Source organism: Sediminibacterium sp. C3, from assembly GCF_000508085.1.
Classification (GTDB): domain Bacteria; phylum Bacteroidota; class Bacteroidia; order Chitinophagales; family Chitinophagaceae; genus Sediminibacterium.
On sequence record NZ_KI669560.1, the window covers coordinates 523,751 to 542,929 of the forward strand.

13 protein-coding genes and 1 pseudogene are annotated in these 19,179 nt (G+C 32.0%); all 14 read right to left on the bottom strand.

The window, feature by feature from the left end:
• Nucleotides 1–13 precede the first annotated feature (13 nt).
• Complete coding sequence (locus tag F777_RS0102490; protein WP_026750660.1) at nucleotides 14–2,206, bottom strand: PAS domain-containing sensor histidine kinase; 2,193 nt, start codon at nucleotides 2,204–2,206, stop codon at nucleotides 14–16.
• A gap of 612 nt (nucleotides 2,207–2,818) precedes the next feature.
• Nucleotides 2,819–3,931 carry a PDDEXK family nuclease gene (locus tag F777_RS0102495; RefSeq protein ID WP_026750661.1) on the bottom strand — a complete coding sequence of 371 codons (1,113 nt, stop codon included), beginning with the start codon at nucleotides 3,929–3,931 and terminating at the stop codon, nucleotides 2,819–2,821.
• Nucleotides 3,928–4,512: a DUF1887 family protein gene (locus tag F777_RS0102500; RefSeq protein WP_026750662.1), complete on the bottom strand. Its 585-nt coding sequence runs from the start codon at nucleotides 4,510–4,512 to the stop codon at nucleotides 3,928–3,930. Before F777_RS0102500 ends, F777_RS0102495 begins: the two co-directional genes overlap by 4 nt.
• Complete coding sequence (locus F777_RS0102505) at nucleotides 4,502–5,998, bottom strand: phospholipase D-like domain-containing protein (protein WP_026750663.1); 1,497 nt, start codon at nucleotides 5,996–5,998, stop codon at nucleotides 4,502–4,504. The genes F777_RS0102500 and F777_RS0102505 overlap by 11 nt, the downstream gene beginning before the upstream one ends.
• Nucleotides 5,991–7,322, bottom strand: a complete 1,332-nt coding sequence (locus F777_RS0102510; RefSeq protein WP_026750664.1) for a hypothetical protein — start codon at nucleotides 7,320–7,322, stop codon at nucleotides 5,991–5,993. The genes F777_RS0102505 and F777_RS0102510 overlap by 8 nt, the downstream gene beginning before the upstream one ends.
• Nucleotides 7,319–11,104, bottom strand: a complete 3,786-nt coding sequence (locus F777_RS0102515; RefSeq protein ID WP_026750665.1) for an AAA domain-containing protein — start codon at nucleotides 11,102–11,104, stop codon at nucleotides 7,319–7,321. The genes F777_RS0102510 and F777_RS0102515 overlap by 4 nt, the downstream gene beginning before the upstream one ends.
• Nucleotides 11,105–11,512: 408 nt before the next feature.
• Complete coding sequence (locus F777_RS0102520; RefSeq protein WP_037369056.1) at nucleotides 11,513–12,850, bottom strand: ATP-dependent DNA helicase; 1,338 nt, start codon at nucleotides 12,848–12,850, stop codon at nucleotides 11,513–11,515.
• Nucleotides 12,851–13,015: 165 nt separating this feature from the next.
• The gene (gene xseB / locus F777_RS0102525) at nucleotides 13,016–13,225 is read right to left on the bottom strand and encodes an exodeoxyribonuclease VII small subunit (protein ID WP_026750667.1); all 210 of its coding nucleotides are present in this window, start codon (nucleotides 13,223–13,225) and stop codon (nucleotides 13,016–13,018) included.
• On the bottom strand, nucleotides 13,203–14,645 hold the full coding sequence (gene xseA, locus F777_RS0102530) for an exodeoxyribonuclease VII large subunit (protein ID WP_026750668.1): 1,443 nt from the start codon (nucleotides 14,643–14,645) through the stop codon (nucleotides 13,203–13,205). Before xseA ends, xseB begins: the two co-directional genes overlap by 23 nt.
• A 270-nt stretch (nucleotides 14,646–14,915) precedes the next feature.
• Nucleotides 14,916–15,338 carry a hypothetical protein gene (locus tag F777_RS0102535; protein ID WP_026750669.1) on the bottom strand — a complete coding sequence of 141 codons (423 nt, stop codon included), beginning with the start codon at nucleotides 15,336–15,338 and terminating at the stop codon, nucleotides 14,916–14,918.
• A gap of 495 nt (nucleotides 15,339–15,833) precedes the next feature.
• Nucleotides 15,834–16,094, bottom strand: a complete 261-nt coding sequence (locus F777_RS0102545; RefSeq protein WP_026750670.1) for a hypothetical protein — start codon at nucleotides 16,092–16,094, stop codon at nucleotides 15,834–15,836.
• A gap of 16 nt (nucleotides 16,095–16,110) precedes the next feature.
• On the bottom strand, nucleotides 16,111–16,461 hold the full coding sequence (locus F777_RS0102550) for a hypothetical protein (protein WP_026750671.1): 351 nt from the start codon (nucleotides 16,459–16,461) through the stop codon (nucleotides 16,111–16,113).
• Complete coding sequence (locus tag F777_RS0102555) at nucleotides 16,458–16,814, bottom strand: hypothetical protein (RefSeq protein ID WP_026750672.1); 357 nt, start codon at nucleotides 16,812–16,814, stop codon at nucleotides 16,458–16,460. Before F777_RS0102555 ends, F777_RS0102550 begins: the two co-directional genes overlap by 4 nt.
• 270 nt (nucleotides 16,815–17,084) lie before the next feature.
• Nucleotides 17,085–18,623, bottom strand: a pseudogene (locus tag F777_RS15465) (hypothetical protein); the annotation flags it as partial.
• Between the last annotated feature and the right edge of the window lie 556 nt (nucleotides 18,624–19,179).

A 19,179-nucleotide genomic window follows, 5' to 3' on the forward strand; every position in this document is an offset into this window, starting at 1 on the left:
TTTCTTTGAAATTTTATAACGCCGGCAACTCAATTTTAAATTCAGTTCCTTTGTTGGGTTCGCTTCTGATACTAATTCTTCCACCAAGGGTTTCAACCTGAGTTTTAATCATAAACAATCCCATCCCTTTGCCTTCAATATGGGTGTGAAATCTTTTATACATACCAAATACGGTGTCTTTATTCTTCTTCAAATCAATACCTAATCCATTGTCTGAAAAATGAATAACAATCTGATTTTCGGCTAATGAAGATTTGATTTTAATAATGGGATTAATATGAGTCTGTCTGTACTTAATACTATTAGAAATCAGATTATAGAAAATGCTATAGATATAAGACTTAACAGATGTTATTTGACCTACTTCAGAAAAATCAATCTCAAAAACCACTTTTTCTGATTTAATCAGATAGTCAATTGACTGTTTTATTTCTTGTATAATATCAGAAAAATGTATGAGGGTTTTCTGTTCATTCACTTCTCTTCTGATTTGTAAAATCAGCCCGAGATCTTTAATTACATTGTCGAGTGCAAGGGCAGATTGGTTTAAGGCACTAACCATTGCCAATTTTTCTTTAGGCTCAATATCTGGCATTTTAAATATATTGGTCACGCCAACTATATTAGCAACAGGTGCCCGAAGGTTGTGAGAAACGATGTAAGCAAATTGTTCCAGGTCTTTATTTCTCTGTATCAGATCATTCATAATCTGAGCCTTTTCATATTCACTTGCCTTTTGTGCAGATATATCCCGCATTATTTTAGAGGCCCCAATTACCTGATTAAATTCATTTACTATTGGAGAAACCGTTAGCGAAACATCTAACAGTGTGCCGTCTTTTTTAATCCTAACAGTCTCGTAACGATCAATTACTTTTCGTTCCTTGATGCTTTTGGTAATATTGATTTCTTCATCTTGAAGTTCTTGAGGTATCAATATGTAAATAGATTTCCCGATGGCTTCCTGATCGGAATATCCTAGCACATTTTCTGCTCCTTTGTTCCAGGAAGTTATAATGCCGTCAAGGGTTGTACTCAATATTGCATCATGAGATGAATTAACAATTAATGAAGACAGAGCTAGTTTTTCTTCGTATTCAATGGTTTCTGTAATATCCTGACAAGTTCCAAAAACCCGAATAGGCTCATTATTTGTGTTAAAGGAAATCTTCCATCTTTCCTCTACAAATTTGATATTGCCCTTTGGAGTAATAATCCTATGCTGAATTGTATTAAAATCTGCGGAAGAAAAAGACGTCTTAAAAGCTTTGTCAACTTTGGCTTTATCCTCAGGATGAACATAATTTAAAAAAGTTTCGTGAGTGAGACTGAATTCATTTTTGTTTAGTTCAAAAATTTCAAACGTCTGATCTGACCAATACACTTTCAAATTTGAGAGATCGGTTTCCCAGCTACCCACTTTTGCAGCAGATTGTGCTTCAATTAATCGGCTCTCTGCTTTTTTCTTTTCAGTAATATCCAATAAGGATCCTAATATGGCTTCTTTGCCGTTTAACATTTTCTTAGAACCAAAAACTTCAAGATTAATGATAGAACGATTGCTGTGTATACCTCTTACTTCACAAGATCTATGCTTGGAATTACGATTACTTTCAGCAAAGTATTGATTAAGTAAAACGCAGTCTTTTTCTAAAATAAAATCGGTTAATCTTTTTCCCAGGATATGCTCTTCTGTAAAACCGAAAATACTTTCGAACTCATGATTGATATATGTAAATACATTATCTTTTATGATAAATGAACCTACCAGTGCATAATCGGCAAGACTATGAAAACGATTTTCACTGGCCATAAGTCGCTGTTCTAATTTTTTTCTTTCAGATATTTCTTGCGCCTGAACAGTTACTATATCCTCATTAACATAAATGTAATTTACATACACATATTTCTCTTGCTCTTTACTTTTAAAACTATAGGTAAATTCTCTGTCAAACGAAACCCGGTCATTTATGCAATGATACAGGTCGGCAATCACTTGCGGTTGGCTTTTGTAAAGCTCGCTTGCTTTTTTATTGATTAATTGGTCTACTTGATTACTTGCAAATTCGGTTGCAGCTTTATTAAATCCTATTAGATGGAAGTCATCATTTTGGTATTTCCAAACAAAAGTAGCTACTGGCAAAGCATGATAAATTCCTTGTAGTATATCAGATTCTATTGAAGCAAATTGAGTCTTTGACTCCATTATTTGGACTTTACTTAAAAATACGGGAATTATAATAAGAAAGCGACAATAGTAAAGGTACAAAAACAAAAAACCCCAACATTGCTGTTGAGGTCTTTGTGGTGTGGGCCGAAAACAACCCATACTATCAGTTATTAGAAATAATCAACTTTTAAACTGAGCTGTAACGCTTATTAGATAAGCATTACAGCGGATTTTGCTTGCAGAAAAATTGCTGTTTTCCGCCTTATAAAGATCTTTCTGAAGAGTACTGTACTCTGTAAGTACTCTGAAGTAAAAGTAACGTTTTTAAAGATATGCTAAAAAAGTCGTTTGAATTTATAGTACTTACGGTAAAAGCAGACACTTTTATAGCACGAAAACATGGTTAATTTTTTAATCTAATTGGTCCATTTGTTAAGGTAAGAGGTCAATCATGAGCTGATATTCTGTCGTCCTTATGTATAACAATAACCCGAATGAGTTAAGATATCATTGACGAAAATATATTGGTAAGTCAAGTGGCAGATTTTAAAATACAATTTTGTTGCGTCTAAAAGAAATGGAACCTTTTTTGCAAGCTTTCTCCTTTGCTTGAGTTTGCAAATGTGCTTACACCTGTGCTGTGGCTTTTTATATTGTCAATTTCTTTTCAAGTTTATCAAGTGCATTTATTAATTTACTTAGTGGATTAACTGTTGTTCTTCCAGCATTGCAAAAGAAAACATCAATATTTAACTCTTTGCATTTTTCAAGAATTGTAGGTTTAGGCCTAAACCTACAAACCAAAAGAGATTTAGAAATAATTCCACCGTAAGTATCTTTTACAATTCTCATTTTGTTGATGTCCTCTTGATTTACATTTCCCGATTTACATTCAATGAAAATAAGTTTGCCTCCCAAATTAACTAGCACATCAATTTCATTTTTGGTAATGAAGGAATCTGTTCTGAAAGGAAGTTCGCACTGTATGAGAAGTTCTTTTGCCTTGGGCCAAAGAGAAATTTCCTTTGCTACAATAAGTTCCCACCATGAGGCATGGAAAAATAAACTTCTCACATTAGGAGATTGAATCTTGAAAACTTCATTTCCATTTAACTCAACTGAAATTCTTTTGTCTGTCCAGATAAGTTTGGCTTGTTGATTTATTGCAAGGTGTCCCGCTGTAGGTATTTTATTGAGTTTATCATATGTTTTTCTGACCTTAGAATTGATTTCTAAAATAAGTCTATCATGCGACATTGTGAATTTATCAATTATATCAATTGACTTAAAATCATCAGAAGAAAAGTCACTGATGGTTTTTGATCTACTCAACTTATGTCCGCTTATTTCTAGAAACTCTTTCACTGTAATTTGTGAAGTAAGCTTTCGAGTAGAGTAGGATGGTAATTGCAATAGAGTATCGTTTTGATTAATATAAAAACCATCCAAATTCCTCTCAATTATTAATGACTGTGCTGCCAACACCATAATCTTTGTACCTCCAGTTAAGTTAAATTGCACATCATCATTTTGATCAATATTGTTTAGTATTTCTTCACAAATTGACTTGATAGAAGCAAACTCAAACGGATTGCAAATGTTCTCAGAAAATGTATTACCAGTTAGAAATGATTTAATCAAACTGATTTTGCTTTTTGATTCTTCCGAAACAATAAAGTGAATTTTGTCGGGCGCAAATTCTTTTATTCCAACGAGAACAGGCAACAACTGCCCTCCAACAAATGTTATTTGATGTTTCATCTTAAATCATTATTTTCAGGTTGGTCTTTAATCGGATTGTAAACTTCATTTAATTTCTCTGTTCCAGGTATCGGCTTTCTCAAATCTTTGAGATATTCAGCAAAGTCAACATACACGATTCTGCTACCATAATCTTTTCCAAAGATTGCTGCTGAGGCCACCATTGATTTTTTTCCACCTGTAATATCAATCGTAATGTTTCTTGTTGGATAATCGCTTAAACTTTCTTTTATAGTTTTGTAGATAGTTTGGAAATCATCATTCTCAAGAACTACAAGTTTGTAATTGGCTTCTAAATACTCGTCAAGGATTTGAATAATTTCTTCTTTGACTGGGTTTGAAATAATCAAATGAGTTTCAGGGTTAATTGCTTTTGCAGTTAGAATAATTGGCTCTGGACTAAAACCAAGTAATGAAACAAGTAATTCGCCTTCTCTGTTTTGAGAATACTTTTCAGTAAACCGTTCAATTACTAAATCAAAAATATGGTCGTAATAAAACCTTTCTGCTTGATCAGGTTTCCCTGTTCTTGAAAGTTCAATCCAATGTTTTATATTCTCATTTAATTTTTCAAGATTCATATTTCGTCAAGTTTATTTTGTTATAGAAAAGCATATACTCTTCACCCTTCACAATATCTTTGAAGTGTAATTTCTTCTTAACAACAAATGTAAATTCATTTAATTTGTCAAGTAAGTATGCTTTCCCCATTATTTTTAATTGAATTTCTTTTGTATCAAGACGGCTTAAAGGTGTGAAGAAAATAGGGTTGTTGGAAATCAATTCTTCAAACTCATTTGCAAAAGATGCATTTGACCTGAATTTTATTTCAAATATCTCAGGAAAAATTGATGCTACCTTTATTTCCTTTTCGTCATACCAAAATTTATAGAAGTCAAACAGATCAGTTTTATTAGGAGATAATTTGTAAACAAATGGTGCTGATTGAATTTGATAGTTCAAAAATGAATTGAATTTCTCAAAAGAAATATGTGAACTATCAATCTTATACCCAACTTCAAAGCCATCCTTCAATCCATGCTTTCCATCAATATTGGCAGTAAAAATTATTCCCTCCCTATTGTCAACTGAAATTCCTTTTGAATGATTGAACATGTCTCCATAAATTTCAATTCCTAATTCAGATAATTCTTTACAAGCAGCAATATGGTCATAACGATGGTTCATTGCTCTGCAATATATTTTTATCTTACCCTTTTTTTCATTTAGGAATATTTTAAAAGCATTTATAAGTTCTGAAAGGTTATCTAGTTCTACAATACTGTAAGTTGAAAGGTTAACTGTCTCGCGTGCATTAGCAATAAAAGAATTAAGATTCTCATATATTGAATGGTGGAATCTATCATAAGACCAAATTACATTGGTATTGCTTTCAGGAAAATCTGATTTGCATATATCATTTTCATTCTTGCCAATCAATTGAGTATTGTCACTAAGATTTATAAATCGCCTAAACTCGGTTCCATAAAGGAATATTGAATCAAAAATTCGTTCTAATATTTTGACTTCGTCATGTTTATCAATTATAATTCCACTTTCATCATTTGGTGCTTTTCCCTTTTCATTATTACTAAGCGAAGGTTCAGTAAGGTTGGCTGACATGAGCAAAGCTTCTTCACCATCTTTGATTACAAATTTTGCATGTGCATTTGAAGATGCTCTTACATGTGCTCCAGCCTTTACAAGTGCATCTATGAACTCAAAATGCCTAGACTTTGACAATTCAGCAGTTTCATATTTATCCAACATGTCGCTTTTAATATTTTTATCGTCAACAGCTGTTAAGATGAAAACAGAAAGTTTCGCTTCTTTCAATTTAGTTATCAGGGTTTCAACAATCTGCTTGTTGTCAATGATGAATGAGCATATTTTAATATAGCTTTCTGCCTCACTAATGAGATTTACTATTGAATTCAAAAGCCCTTTATCTGTTTTACAGGTAACATAAAAACCTTGTCCGCTTTCAAATGATTTTTCTTCAACTGCTTTGTTCAATACAAAATAGCCACCTGAAAACTTTCCATTATTTGAGATAAATTTACTCATTTTGTAATGTCAAATAATTTTGATTAAAATTTGTTTCACGTGAATGAAGGAATAAGTGAATGTCCAACTTTTCAAGAATGTCTAACCTCTCAATAGCAATTAAATTTTGTCTTAGAGACTTAAAGTTTTTCTTATAATGTAAAATCAAATTCACTATTGACTTTTCAACTTCCAACAATTTACGTAACTCAATAAGTTCATGAATATATTTATCAGCTATAACAACTTTTATAAAAACAAGCCAAATTCCAATACCTTGATACTGTCTGTAATAGTCTCTGCCTCTAACACATGCTTCTAGTATTTTTATTTTGTCCGCACCATCTGATTCGAAAAATTTTTTGTCAACCTTAATTCTAATTTCGTTTTCGTCAAGAAATATATTGTTTTCATTTATTGTTGCGAGACCGTAAAGTTTTTGAATAAAATATATCAAATTAACTTTTGTTATGTTGTAAATTCTTCCGTCAATAGCTGATCTAGTATTTCCCCAATTACTTTTGAATCGAATCGTTTTAGATTTAACTCCATCACGTTCTATGTCTTTTTCGTCAACAATTACTTCTGTCTTGGCAATTTCATCCTTCAATTTCTTTTGCCAAAAAGCAATATTTTCTTCATTTTCCGATTTTGTAAAACCATCAATTAATTTTTTGCATGTTTTTCCGTCTTTTGTTTTTGATAATACAATAGGTAACGGGTAGGTCATTAAAATAAAATCGTAATCCTTAATTTCTTTTAAATGTGTTGGAATACTGTAATTAATTCTTTCATCAATAGGAATTTTGAGAATAAGTTCTGTAAGGTTTTTAGTTGGAGGGTTATGAATTATTGCAGGTTTAAAAATTTTGTTACCCCAAGAATCTCGCTCATCTTCTGAAATTAAATTTTCTTTTCCTTCTTTGTAGAAATAACTTTTTAGTGGCTCATGTGTTACTCCATCTAAAATAAATGACCTGGTTTTCTCTATCTCTCTTTCAAAGTATGGTTTATTTAAGAAATCAAATCCTTTTGCTATAGGTTTAATAATTTGATTTTGAAATGAAATATATTCTTGCTTTACAAGTTCTTCTGCTCGGTATCTAAAAACCCCTTCACTCAATCCGGTCAATTCAGAAAATTGCTGAATTGAAAATCCGTCATGTATGTTGGCTGCCTGCACAATAAATTTATCCAGCTCGTCATATTCTTCTTCCATTGTTTCAAGTGTCCTAGCAATTACATGTATGATGGGATATTCAATACATGCCACTGCTTGAACTTCAAAACCTTTTTCAAATTCTGCTTCATAAAACTTTTCAATATTTAGAAAGAAGTGAATCATAACTTGATTTTACATTTTACTGTTTGTTTGGGGGTGTCAATTTTATTTATCTCAACTCTGATTTTATTTCCTACTTTAACTCTATTATTTTTAGTAGATGTATAGAAAATACCTACAACTCCGTATTTCAACGCTACAATAACTTTTATTGAAGGCAGATTACCTTCAATAATTTTTGTGATAGTCCCCTCAACTACATCTAATGCTTTAAATTCTTTGTTGAAAAGATCAAATTTTCTATCATCGCTTTTTACTGCTTGACCTGGTTTTGGTAAATAATTATTTGTTAAGTTTAACCGTGGAATTGTTTCCTTGTGAGAAAGCAAAATTCCCATTTCACTAATTTGAATAATTTTTACATCTATTTCCTGATTAATTTTAAAGAGATCTGCTGAATTTTTAAAGTATTTCCAGCTTAATTCAGAGTTAGGTATCAAACCGTGCTTTCTTCCTAAATTGACTAACACACCATATCTCTCAAATCTATTTATTGATGCTTTCAAAACCTGTCCAACTTGAAAATGAGTTTGTGATCTTTTGAAGTCAAGTTCATTAATCCTATATGTCTCTCCGTATTTACTTGCATACCGCCAAAGATTGTCAAATAAATTTGTGTAATAAGAGTCGTAATGAGAGTACTTGCTTGTCAAGGTTTCTTTATTACCAATTAGAATCAACTTTTTCTTTGCTCTTGAAAATGCCACATTCAATCTTCTTGCATCATCAAGGAATCCCACTCTATTTCTAACTGCACTTCGAGTAAATGAAAAAATTATGATGTCATGTTCCCTTCCCTGAAATGAGTCAAGTGTTGCTACCTCAATAGAATTAAAAGTCGATTGGTTTTTTTCAAAAAGCATTTCTTTAATTCGTTCACATTGCTTGGAATAAGGGCTTACAATCGCATATGAATTGAGACTAATATTATTTCTGTCAAGTTCTGGAATTACTTTATTAACGATAAGATCAGCTTCAACCTGATTAAAATATGAGCCGTCTTTGAAAGTTTCAGCTGAACCATTGTCAGAAGATGTATCAATGAAAATTATTTGTTTGTCAAATGGTTCAGGTAAAGGAATTACATTTTGATGGGTATGCTGACCGTTTAATAATTCTGAATCGTAAAAGGATTGTGATACAAAATTTCCAATGTCTGGATGCATTCTGTGCTGCTCTGATAAAAGAATTTTATTTTCATTATTTAACACTCCTTCTTTTTGCAGAAATTCAAAAAAACTTGCTCCTAATGCTTGCTTAATTTCAAAATCACTTGTTTTTTGCTCCCTAATATCTTTAGAGAATTTTTTAAAGTACTCAACTCTTTCGCTATCAAGATATGGTGGTAATTGTTTATGGTCACCAACCAGTATTATTTTTTTTGCTTTCGATATTGCAGTGAGGGTTTCAGAAATATTTGCCTTGCCTGCTTCATCAAGAATAACTGTATCAAAAATGATTTCGCTTATCTCAATTTCTTTGTTTGTTGCAATGCCAATACAAGTTCCAAATAATACATTTAGGTTTTGTAAAAAAAGGTTAGTTAAGAGTTTGGGGGTTTTAGCTATAACTTTTTTCCAATGTTCCAAAGTTTCACTAAATAGAGTGGTTTGTTTTAAATCTGAAGATTGGATCAGGATTATAAAGTCCTTTATATTTTCCCAATCAAACGATAAAGGCAATTCAAAATCTTGTTTTGATAATTGCGAAATATCTTTGCCCATATTATGGTGGTTAAGAATTTCTATCTTTATGTCTACAATTTTCTGAACCTTTTCGGAAAACTTCTTTGTTGCTTCATCCAAAAAATAAGGCAAAGCAAAATCTGAAATTGAATCAGAATTAATACTTCCAATTCTAGCAATGTTTATACTTAAATCATTCTTTATTCGTTCAAGTACGTTATCTACTGCAATATGTGTTTGGCTGGTCACTAAAATCTTTTCACCTCGCTTGATTAGCTGCTTTACAATTTCAGTTATTACTGTTGTCTTCCCCGTTCCTGGTGGACCCTGAATTAGTAAAATATTTTTATTGCCAACCGCTTTCTCTACAGCTTGTGTCTGTGGATTGTTTTTATTTTGAAAAACTGGATTAATAAATTTTATATCAACTCTCTCTGGTGGCTCAATACCATTTTTGTCATGGAAAATTTTGTAGAAATTGTCAAGTGGTAATTTATTAGCAAAGAATTTATTTAATACTGAAAGCTGAATATCGTATTGTTTAACACTGAATAATTTTTTTACAATTACCCCACCTTTTACAAGATCAAAATTTTCAATATTGCTTTTTATTTTTATTTCCTTCTCACTTTTTGAAAAAACAGAACCAATTCCAACTCTTTGAATCTTATCTTTTTTTATTTCAATGGAAATCGAAATTTTATCATCAGGTTTTAGTTTGTGTTCTCCAAATGCCTTTCCAATGAAAGTAATTCCTTCCGTTTGTATCGCTGAGTCTAATTTGCAGTCAACTATTTTTAATTCCGTTTCGTCATTTGCTTTTATTTCAAAGTCAATTTGTGATTCTAAAAAGTTGGAGAATATCTTGAACTCTTTTCCTTGTTGCTGCAAAAGATCAAGTGATTTATTTTTAGCAACTTCAAAAAGCTTAAATGCTAAAATTTTGTTATCAATTGATTCAACAAATTTTTTATTGGCTGTATTTACTGGTGCAAATTGAGAGAATATTATTGGACGGTTGATGTAGAACACATCATAATTCTTTAAAGCGGTTTGCTTTTCTCTAAGTGATTCGGTTTTAACTTTTGCCTTAATGAGTCTAATTTTTAATGAGCCTTCATCAGAAACTATTCCTCTAATTGAAACAGTTTCATTAAATAATGTGAAACTTTTTTCAGTATATTTTTGCTCTGTGGCTTCTATTTTTCTGTGGAAGTCATACTGTGTAAACCAAAATCCGAATTTGCTGAGTTCACTTAGGAAATCTTTTTCTGTAAATTTTTCTGGGAGTTTATCGAATTCAAAAACTGCTGGTGCAATATTTCTAACAAAATCATTGTATGCATTATAGTCAAAATCAAATTCAAAGTAAATTGGTTCTTCCCCTTTTTCAACTTTTGAAAATAGGTTTTCAGTTTTCTCAAAAAGCGATTTGAATATATCCTTTTCTTCTTGGCTGAAATAATTCCAATAAAGAGATTCTGAAAGTTGTTGATATGAATTAAGATAAAATTCAGAAGTAGAGAATGAGTTAGGTGTTGTTTGCTCTTTGAAAGTTTTAATTACTTCGTTAGTTTGATTCTGCGTTAATGCTGATACTTCTCGAAGGGTACATTCAATTATATTTAGTTCAGAATTTTTTCTAATTGGAATGACATGAATCTTATCTCCAATAGTGTATCTGTTGTTCTCAAGTAATGGAATAGTTGCAAATAATCCCGAATTAAGTTGAACGATTACTTTGTTTCTGTATTCTTCAAAAACTGTAGCAATAATTTCCTTTTTCAACGAAAGCATTTTCCATGCAGTTGATTCGCAGGGCCTCTCAATTATCGGCAAATTTTTTCTGCTGAGATGAACCTTTTTATATTTATCGTCAAATCCGATTACATTAACTTTTAGAGTTGAACCCACTTTTATATTTCTAAAGTCTGTTTGACATAAACCAAAGTTCCAATTGAGTTCCGAAACATGAAGTAACCCTTGAGCTTTTCCGGAAATATTAAAGAATAGAAAGCTAGGTGGAACTTTTTTTTCCACTACTAAGTCCAATACAGAACCTACTTTGTTTTGCTTTTTTAATTCTATCCACCAATACATTGTCTTATGTTAGTAGTTGTTCGTTGAGAAAAAATGGTTCTTGGGTTTTTTAAAAAGGGCTAGTTAAATGTCGAGTAAAATAACTTTCAGACATACTTAAAGCCAATGGGAAACGCAAAAAAATAATCACATTTATTAACTATCAATTAAAAAAGTTTTTCTTTAGAAAATAAAGATATTTTTATTTTTAAACACAATTCACAATTTCAAATTTGCTTCCATTTATACCGTGGCTTTACTTTCTGCTTATTACAGTCATTTTTTTTTAAGTTGAATAATCTCATCAAATGTTATGGGCATTATGTAAAATTTAATTCTCGCTGATTTAACTTTCAAGGTCTTTTATAAAGTCTCAGTATTTCATTTTATAAAAAGCTGTATCAATGTGATTGCAAATAGGACGGGGTATCAGAATTTCTCAATTTCATTTATTCCCCTTGTTACTGCTGTGTATTGCCATTTCAATGAAGGAATGCCCATTGTGTTTATAAAAACTTTTTTCCATTCACCGCCTTGAGCTTTGTTACAAGTTATTGCGTGACCATAGGTAAGTCTTAAAGCTCCAACATATCTGTCATCACCAGGCATATTGCTTTCTCTAAAAATTTTATTCTTGGTGTATCGTTGTCTGCGAAGTTCGTTTTCCAGTTTTCCATCTAAAACTCCACCGAGAGATAAGACAGATTCTAAAAGTGCATAGTCTTCAATAATAGTTTCAGTTTCGGTGAATAGTACTTTTATTTTAACCGCAACAAAATGAAGTCCTGCAACCTGTTCCTGTAAATTCCAATCGACAGATAGAAGCTCAACGTGGTCACCGTTGTATAACTGGATTCCGTTTCGGTACCAGTTTTGTGTCACCATTAGAAGGTCGCCTTGCTCGAGAATCTTTTTAGCTTTTCCAAATATTCTTTCTCTCACCAAGTCATTGAAAAAATTGTTGGCTTTATGAGAAACACCAATGGCTACTTGATTTTCAAGTCCGTCTCTTTTGACGTTTGCTGCGTATTTGTCTGCTGCTGTGTATATATTTCTGTTTTGAATACCTTTAATTGGATAGGATTTTTCACCTCGGTCAATAGCTTGCCTGATATCTGTTGCGTTCTCAAGAATATAGCTGCCGTCTTCCTGTCTTTTCACTTCAGTCAATAGATAAGAGTAGCCCTTGAGGTTAAATGTCCTTTCGAGGAATTCTTTGTTCAATGCATAAGATTCAGCTTCATCGATTGGCGGAAGCTGGTATCGGTCACCAAGAAAAATAATTTTGTTGTTTACGTTTGCTTTTTTGATATAGGCAATTAAATCATAAATCAAACCTTTCTCTACTTGAAATAGATTTTGGTCTTTGTCAACATCTTTTGGAATCATAGAAGCTTCATCAATAATATAGACTGTCTGGTTAGCATTGTATCCTAATTTCAATTTAAAGGTGACCTTTCCTGTTTCATTGTCTGCCTTTGGTGCATAAATCATAGAATGAATTGTTGATGTTGTGGTTTTTGCTTTTCGTCCAAGAATTCTTGCTGCTCGCCCTGTTGGTGCTGATATTTTGTATGGTTTACCTAATTCATTCAAATAACCGATTAAGGCAGCAGTAATAGATGTTTTACCTGTTCCTGCCGCACCACAAAGCACAAAGAAATCAAATTGATTCTCTGGCGAAACAAAATCCTCCATTGCTTTAAGAACATTCGCCTGTTCTTCAGTTGGGTGTGAAAAGTGTAGGTATTTTAAAATAAAATTCATTAAGTGACTTATTTTATTTGCAGACTATGTTTTTCAATAAAGAAACAGTTTTATTTGTATTGAGATTATCACAGATATTATAATATGCCATATTATATCCTTCAGTTAAAATTGGTAGTGATTACTAAGTAATGCTGATATTTTCTTTGCAAAAAACAAAATTATTTAGCCCTTATTTGTGTTTTCCATTTGGGAAATGATTTTATTTACTTCAGCTTCCGTCGATTTCAATTTAGTTTGGCAGAATGTAATCAATTCCGATGCACGTTTAACCTTTTGAGCCAACACATCAACTGAAACAGTTTCATTTTCTATATCCTTTGCAATTTGAGCCAATTCTTTATACGCTGCTTCATAGGTTAAATTCACTTCCATTGTAATTTGATTTTGATTTTATAGTCGATTTTATTGATTTATCCATCATTATAACTTCCATTTCAGAACCAGGGCTTAACTCATCTGGATTGCTTGTTATTTCCCCATTGTATTTGACAATAGCAAATCCTTTCTTTAAAATATTCTTTGGTGACATAAGGTTAATTACAGAAACTAAATGCCCCAAATAACCTCTTTGATTCCTTAGATACGATGTTTTGAAAGAACTGATATTACTTACAGTATTTGCAAGATCATTTAATCTATTGCTCGTAATAACTATGGGTTTTGAAACTAAAGTAGATACAATGAAAGATAGGCTACTCTTATTTTGAAACAGCAATGTTTTTGTTTTATTGATTACTAATTGATTATTCAAAACTAATTTGTCTTTATAATCATTCAGTAATGTTCGAGATTTATTTATAATAGAAGTATTTAACCCAGTAAGACTTTGATAATATACTGAAAATATTTGCTGTGATTTTATCAGTATCGACTTTTGAAAATTTAATATTTCATCTTCAAATTGTTTATTGTGGGTAATTATAAACTCTGCTGCTTTAGTGGGTGTTTTTGTTTGTGTATGTGCCATCAGGTCAGTAATAGTTTCGTTCTTTTGATGACCAATACCTGTGATAATTGGGATTGGAAAACGTGCAACAGCCAAACCAATCTTATAATTGTCAAAAATAAGAAAGTCCGTTTGAGCTCCTCCGCCACGATTAATAACAACTACATCGTATTTAATATTTGATTTAAATACATCAATTAATGTTTCTAAGAATTGTTGTGCGTTAGCTTCGTTTTGAACAACCGTGTGATAATCGTGTATATCAAACTTGAAACCATATGGGTTATTTAAAAGAGTATGCTTAAAATCTTCATTACCAGCGGATGTTTTGGAAGCAACAACAGCAATTCGCTGTATAACCATTGGTAAAGGTATTTTGCCATTTCTTGTGACATACCTATCCCCAACTTTTGCAATAACTTCCGGGTTATTTGCAACTAAGCTGGCAAGTGTAGCTTGCCTCTGTTGTTCTAAAACACCAATCGTAAAATTTGTGTCTATGTCCTTTACATCTAATGATAAGCCAAATTCAATGTGGTAATTAACTTTTACTCTTACAAGTACATTAATATTATTTGTGAATCTTTGTCCTGTAATTCTTTCAAAATCTTTGATTTTAGATGAACCTGTTCCCCAAGCTTTACCTGAAATTTTAGCTATTAATTTATTTGAGTCTTCTGCTTTTTCAACAAAATCAAAATAGTGATAATTAGTTTTTTCTTTGAAGCTATGGTTTGTAATATCAGCAATTACCCATAATGTTAAATCATTGAAGTTACTTTCAATTACAGTCTGAATTTGTTTATTCAGTTCTGATAATCTAATATGTTGAATCGTTTCGGTCAAGTATTAATTATTTTTGTCATCTTGTCTTTTAGACAGACTAGCCTCCTGAGTCCCAGACATAGAAGTTTTAGGTCAGATATTACTAACAGTATTATTTAATATGTTTCTTCGTATAATTGAGGGGGTAGTATGAATTTAGGGTATTTTTTTTGAATAACAAATTAATGAGATGGCAATCATTAATCAGGATCACAAGAGGACAAAGTAGGGTCTATATTGCTAAATAGGCTTCATAGAGAATACACAAAGGAAAAACTTCATTTCCAAACACTAAATCAGTAAATCCGTAGTATCAATCCACACCTTCTGCGCTAGCGTCTTCTTTGGTGATATAGTACTGAACTGATGACACTCATATACATCTAGCACAGTTCCTTGTTTTACTTTAATAATCAAATCCATATACAACCCAGAAGTGTTTCCGATAAACCTATTTCCGCCACAACCTTTGCTACACAAATCTGAATTACAAGTACCCGTATAAACATTCAAATGCGTATCCCCTGCCTTAATAAACCGATCTAAGGCATGACCAAACTTTTGCACAAACAAATACTTTGGAAAATCTTGATAGGTTTTGTCGTTATCTAGGAGGCTGTCGATCATTTCAATATCTAAATGACGGATATAATAAACTAAGCCTTCTTGCTGGGTTTTTAAATCCTTTAGTTCTTGATTTATATGGCTACTCATTGTACATGTTTCAGCTATATTATATAATAGTCTCCAAAGGAGGAACAAATGACATCAATATATTCCACTTTTATCTTGCTAATCTTAACACTAAGCTGATCCTTTGATAGAGCATTGGTCATTTCATCAATTCTACATTCCATGTCTTCACCCATCCCTCGTGTTTAAATCTGAGCATATATTGCATAAAACTCTTTACGGTAATCAGCCAATGAGCTCGCATTGATCTTTTCCGGATGACGCAAAAAAAGCAGATAAATTGATTAGGATATTTTGAAGTTGGTCATGGTAAGTGTCAACAGTTATTTCAGCTTTTCTATCTCATAAATGAAAGGAAATTTTGTAAATTCAATAAGATTAAATCATAAATCCCGAAACTTTTGGAAACATTGAAATTAGGGAGGTGTTTTTAACTATTGTAGTAGATAAAAAGATTAGCTATTTCTAATTTATTTAAAACGAAATAGCTAATCTTCAAATTGCAGCTCTATAAATCTAATTCTCGTCGTTTTGAGAACTTTCTTTATTGGCCATATAAATAGTTGCACCCACAGTTCCAAGCACAAGAAGTCCAAAAAGAAACCATCGAAAAGTATTGCTTCCCTTTAAGGATGGTATCTGGTCTGGTGAAGGCGTTGGTGTAGGCATAATAGATGGAACACATACCCTTGGCTGTTCAATTGGCTTTATTTCAATACTGGAATTGTTTGGGTTAGGAATCTTTGGCAAAAGATCAAAACCTATATCTTCAAACATTAACATTGGGTTTCTTTTAAAGTTGAATAATTTTTATTTGGTTATCATCGAAAACGACGTAGGCATAAGAGCCTATAATTCTGAATTCACATCCTTCAGTTTTTGATATGCCTGTTATGATGGTCCAGTTCATATGTTGTTCCCGTAGAACATTTACATCAAACAAGCTACTACCATACTGAACATGGCATTTACGCAATAAAGTTTGTATTCGATTTAACTCAGCCAAGACTTTCTTCTTTGAAAGATTTTTTTCTTTCTCCCGCTCAAGCCGTTCCAGATAATTACACTCATCATTACAATAGCGGCGGTTACCATTGAGCCAGGACGGTAGTTCTTGCTGACAAAAACGATAAGAACAAATCATGATGCAATATTTAAATGTGAATAAAGCGGAGTTACTGTATAACGCTGAATATAATTTAACACACCTCTCAGTGTATAGTAAATTTTACTCGCACGTCTTCCTTTTGCTTTTTCAGCAATTGCATTTCTTAACCTTTTGTCTTTAATCCCTGTTCGGGAAGTTGGATGAAATTCGATTTCACGCTTTTGCCTGATTTCAAATAATTTTCTTTTTGAAATTTTTAAAATGTTGATTACATCAACATCATCCAGAATTATAAATTCTGGTGGAAGCGGTGTGCTCGAAAATTGATTGATTTTTTCGGAGAGTTCCAAAACTCTCTTGTTTAAACTAGAATCATTTGATCTGCCCATGGCGAAATGATTTTTAGATTACGGGAGCTGCCCAATTAATTAAAAATTTATTTCACCGTATTTCGCACTCAAATGATTGAGTTATAATTTCTCTATTATTTCACTAATCATAGCACGTAGCGAATGAACTATGATAAATCAAAGTTATTGTTTTTGATTTTTTAAAAAAAATATTTTAGAAATTATTTTATGTGTATTGACAAAATATTTTCTTTTAAATATTGTTTTGAAAAACAACAATTATTTTCAAAAATAACATGATTAAATATTTTATAGACTGTTATAATATTTTCTAATTTTCTCTGACATCAACAATATTCTTGCTTTCAAAAATTCATCGTATCCATCAACATTTTTTTCAAATATGAAATGCGGTATACAATGTGTATCAAGATTCTTTAATAGCTCATCCATGGTATCAATTGCTCCGTATTTTTTCTTTCCTCCTTCACACTGTTCCTTTAACTCCTTAAAATAAACCTCGGGAGATTTCGCGCCAATTGCTATGTTTATTTCTTGCTGTATTAGAACATAGTTTGCAATCTGATTATATTCTGATCGAGATTTATTGTTCTTCTTAAGATAGTTTTTAGGAAATATATGATGAATATCTCCCTTGTATAGTATTATATCTGCAACAGTTATATCTCTTGATAGAAACCCTTTATCTTGACCCTTTACCATACTTGCTTGGAATACGTGGAATAATGGACTACTTGATACAGATGTATCTAGGCGTTGTGTTAGTCCAAAGTTCCAGAAAGATTCAGAAAGTTCTGCCTTTTCAACCGATTCTAAATATTCATGGAAAGGTTTACTTGCTATTTGCTTTATATCGTAATCAAATGTACTTTCTGGAGATCCCCCGTATCTGCTGGTAATTACAGAATACACAAACCATTTAGAAACTAATCGACCAATTTCAGCTTGCGGCACTTTATCTTCTCTGAGTTTAAGGTAAATGATGTAAGCAAAGTCAAGGGCATTTTTAGAACGAATTAATTCCGGAGAAATAAATCCTGCCGATCTAATGATCATTACGAATTTTTTAAAATAGTCTTCATGCATAAATCTTAATGCAGAATTTCTCATTCGTTCGAATGTTTCAGCGGCTATTTGTTCTTCAAATTCTCTTGTTTCAAAATTTCTTCCAGAAAGTAAACTTACCAAATCAGACATTCTACCTCTTTTAAATTCAGAAGTAAAAGAAACCCGGAGCATATCTGTATAATCTGGATCATAGAGATCGTCATTCTCATTTTTTAACCACGTCATTGCTCGGAAATAGTCTGAATCTGCAAACTCTTTATCGTTATCACGGATATGCTCATAAAACTGAGGTGCCACGGCTAAATGACAGAAATAATCAATGGCCTTTCGGAGATTGGGACCATCGAGCTTTTCGTTTGATGCAATCTTACTCATGGCAAAATCTGCTTGAGACAATACCACTCCATGTGAATTTATACGAATAAAAATTTCAGTAACCTTTTCTATATCTAAATCATGGGCAAGATCAATGGTTCCGATTTGTTTATGCTGAATACTCAACAAATTACTGATGTTGCGCTCAACTAAGTCAACCTCTATTTCTGTGTTTAATTCCGAGTATTTTCTGACAATTTGTATGATACTTCCGGAATTCATCACCTCAGATATGTCTGGAATCCAAGATTTATCTTTAAGAATTGCCGGGTTTTGCACCTCAAAAGCTTCTGTTTTGGGGTTGAATGCTATTTTAATGCGAATCTTATCATACTCTTTGTTAATAACGTATTCATCAAGAATTGCAGCGCGAAGTGCAGTATTTCTTTGTTGCCCACCTTTTCATTTTATTTTTAAATACATTACTCTTACTTTAAAGAACTTAGACTGTACGGTACTCCTTAGAAAAATCTTCATGAGGCGGGAAACTGAAATTTTTTTATAAATAAAATCCACTGTCAAACATATTGGATTTGCGTTATAGATCAATTTAAAAGTTGATTATCGCAAAACTTATGGCATGTGTTGATTTATAGACCACACCAATCAAAAAACCCACGTTAATCGTGGGTTTTTTGATTTAGTGCAAATTTCCGATTACAGTGTGGCACTTTTCAATTCGTTATTTTCCCAATGAGTCCACATAATCTATGCATTTTCCTATCCTGTCTCTTTTATATAGTTACGAAGAGACTTTTCGGTTCCATGATTTTATCTCTCAAGTAAGTATCACTCTTTGAAAACACTTTCCGAAATATCTGTAATGCACAAGGTGCATGAACTAACAAAAGGTTCATATTTATACTTCTAGTTCTCTACTTATATTGTTGGGATTTACTGGCTTTGATTTTTTGATTATTTGTAATACTAACGTTTCTGT

Bases quoted from the DNA above. Each gene is read 5' to 3' on its own strand.
- F777_RS0102490 (WP_026750660.1), bottom strand. From the start codon at position 2,206: ATGGAGTCAAAGACTCAATTTGCTTCAATAGAATCTGATATACTACAA.
- F777_RS0102495 (WP_026750661.1), bottom strand. From the start codon at position 3,931: ATGAAACATCAAATAACATTTGTTGGAGGGCAGTTGTTGCCTGTTCTC.
- F777_RS0102500 (WP_026750662.1), bottom strand. From the start codon at position 4,512: ATGAATCTTGAAAAATTAAATGAGAATATAAAACATTGGATTGAACTT.
- F777_RS0102505 (WP_026750663.1), bottom strand. From the start codon at position 5,998: ATGAGTAAATTTATCTCAAATAATGGAAAGTTTTCAGGTGGCTATTTT.
- F777_RS0102510 (WP_026750664.1), bottom strand. From the start codon at position 7,322: ATGATTCACTTCTTTCTAAATATTGAAAAGTTTTATGAAGCAGAATTT.
- F777_RS0102515 (WP_026750665.1), bottom strand. From the start codon at position 11,104: ATGTATTGGTGGATAGAATTAAAAAAGCAAAACAAAGTAGGTTCTGTA.
- F777_RS0102520 (WP_037369056.1), bottom strand. From the start codon at position 12,850: ATGAATTTTATTTTAAAATACCTACACTTTTCACACCCAACTGAAGAA.
- xseB (WP_026750667.1), bottom strand. From the start codon at position 13,225: ATGGAAGTGAATTTAACCTATGAAGCAGCGTATAAAGAATTGGCTCAA.
- F777_RS0102535 (WP_026750669.1), bottom strand. From the start codon at position 15,338: ATGAGTAGCCATATAAATCAAGAACTAAAGGATTTAAAAACCCAGCAA.
- F777_RS0102545 (WP_026750670.1), bottom strand. From the start codon at position 16,094: ATGTTTGAAGATATAGGTTTTGATCTTTTGCCAAAGATTCCTAACCCA.
- F777_RS0102550 (WP_026750671.1), bottom strand. From the start codon at position 16,461: ATGATTTGTTCTTATCGTTTTTGTCAGCAAGAACTACCGTCCTGGCTC.
- F777_RS0102555 (WP_026750672.1), bottom strand. From the start codon at position 16,814: ATGGGCAGATCAAATGATTCTAGTTTAAACAAGAGAGTTTTGGAACTC.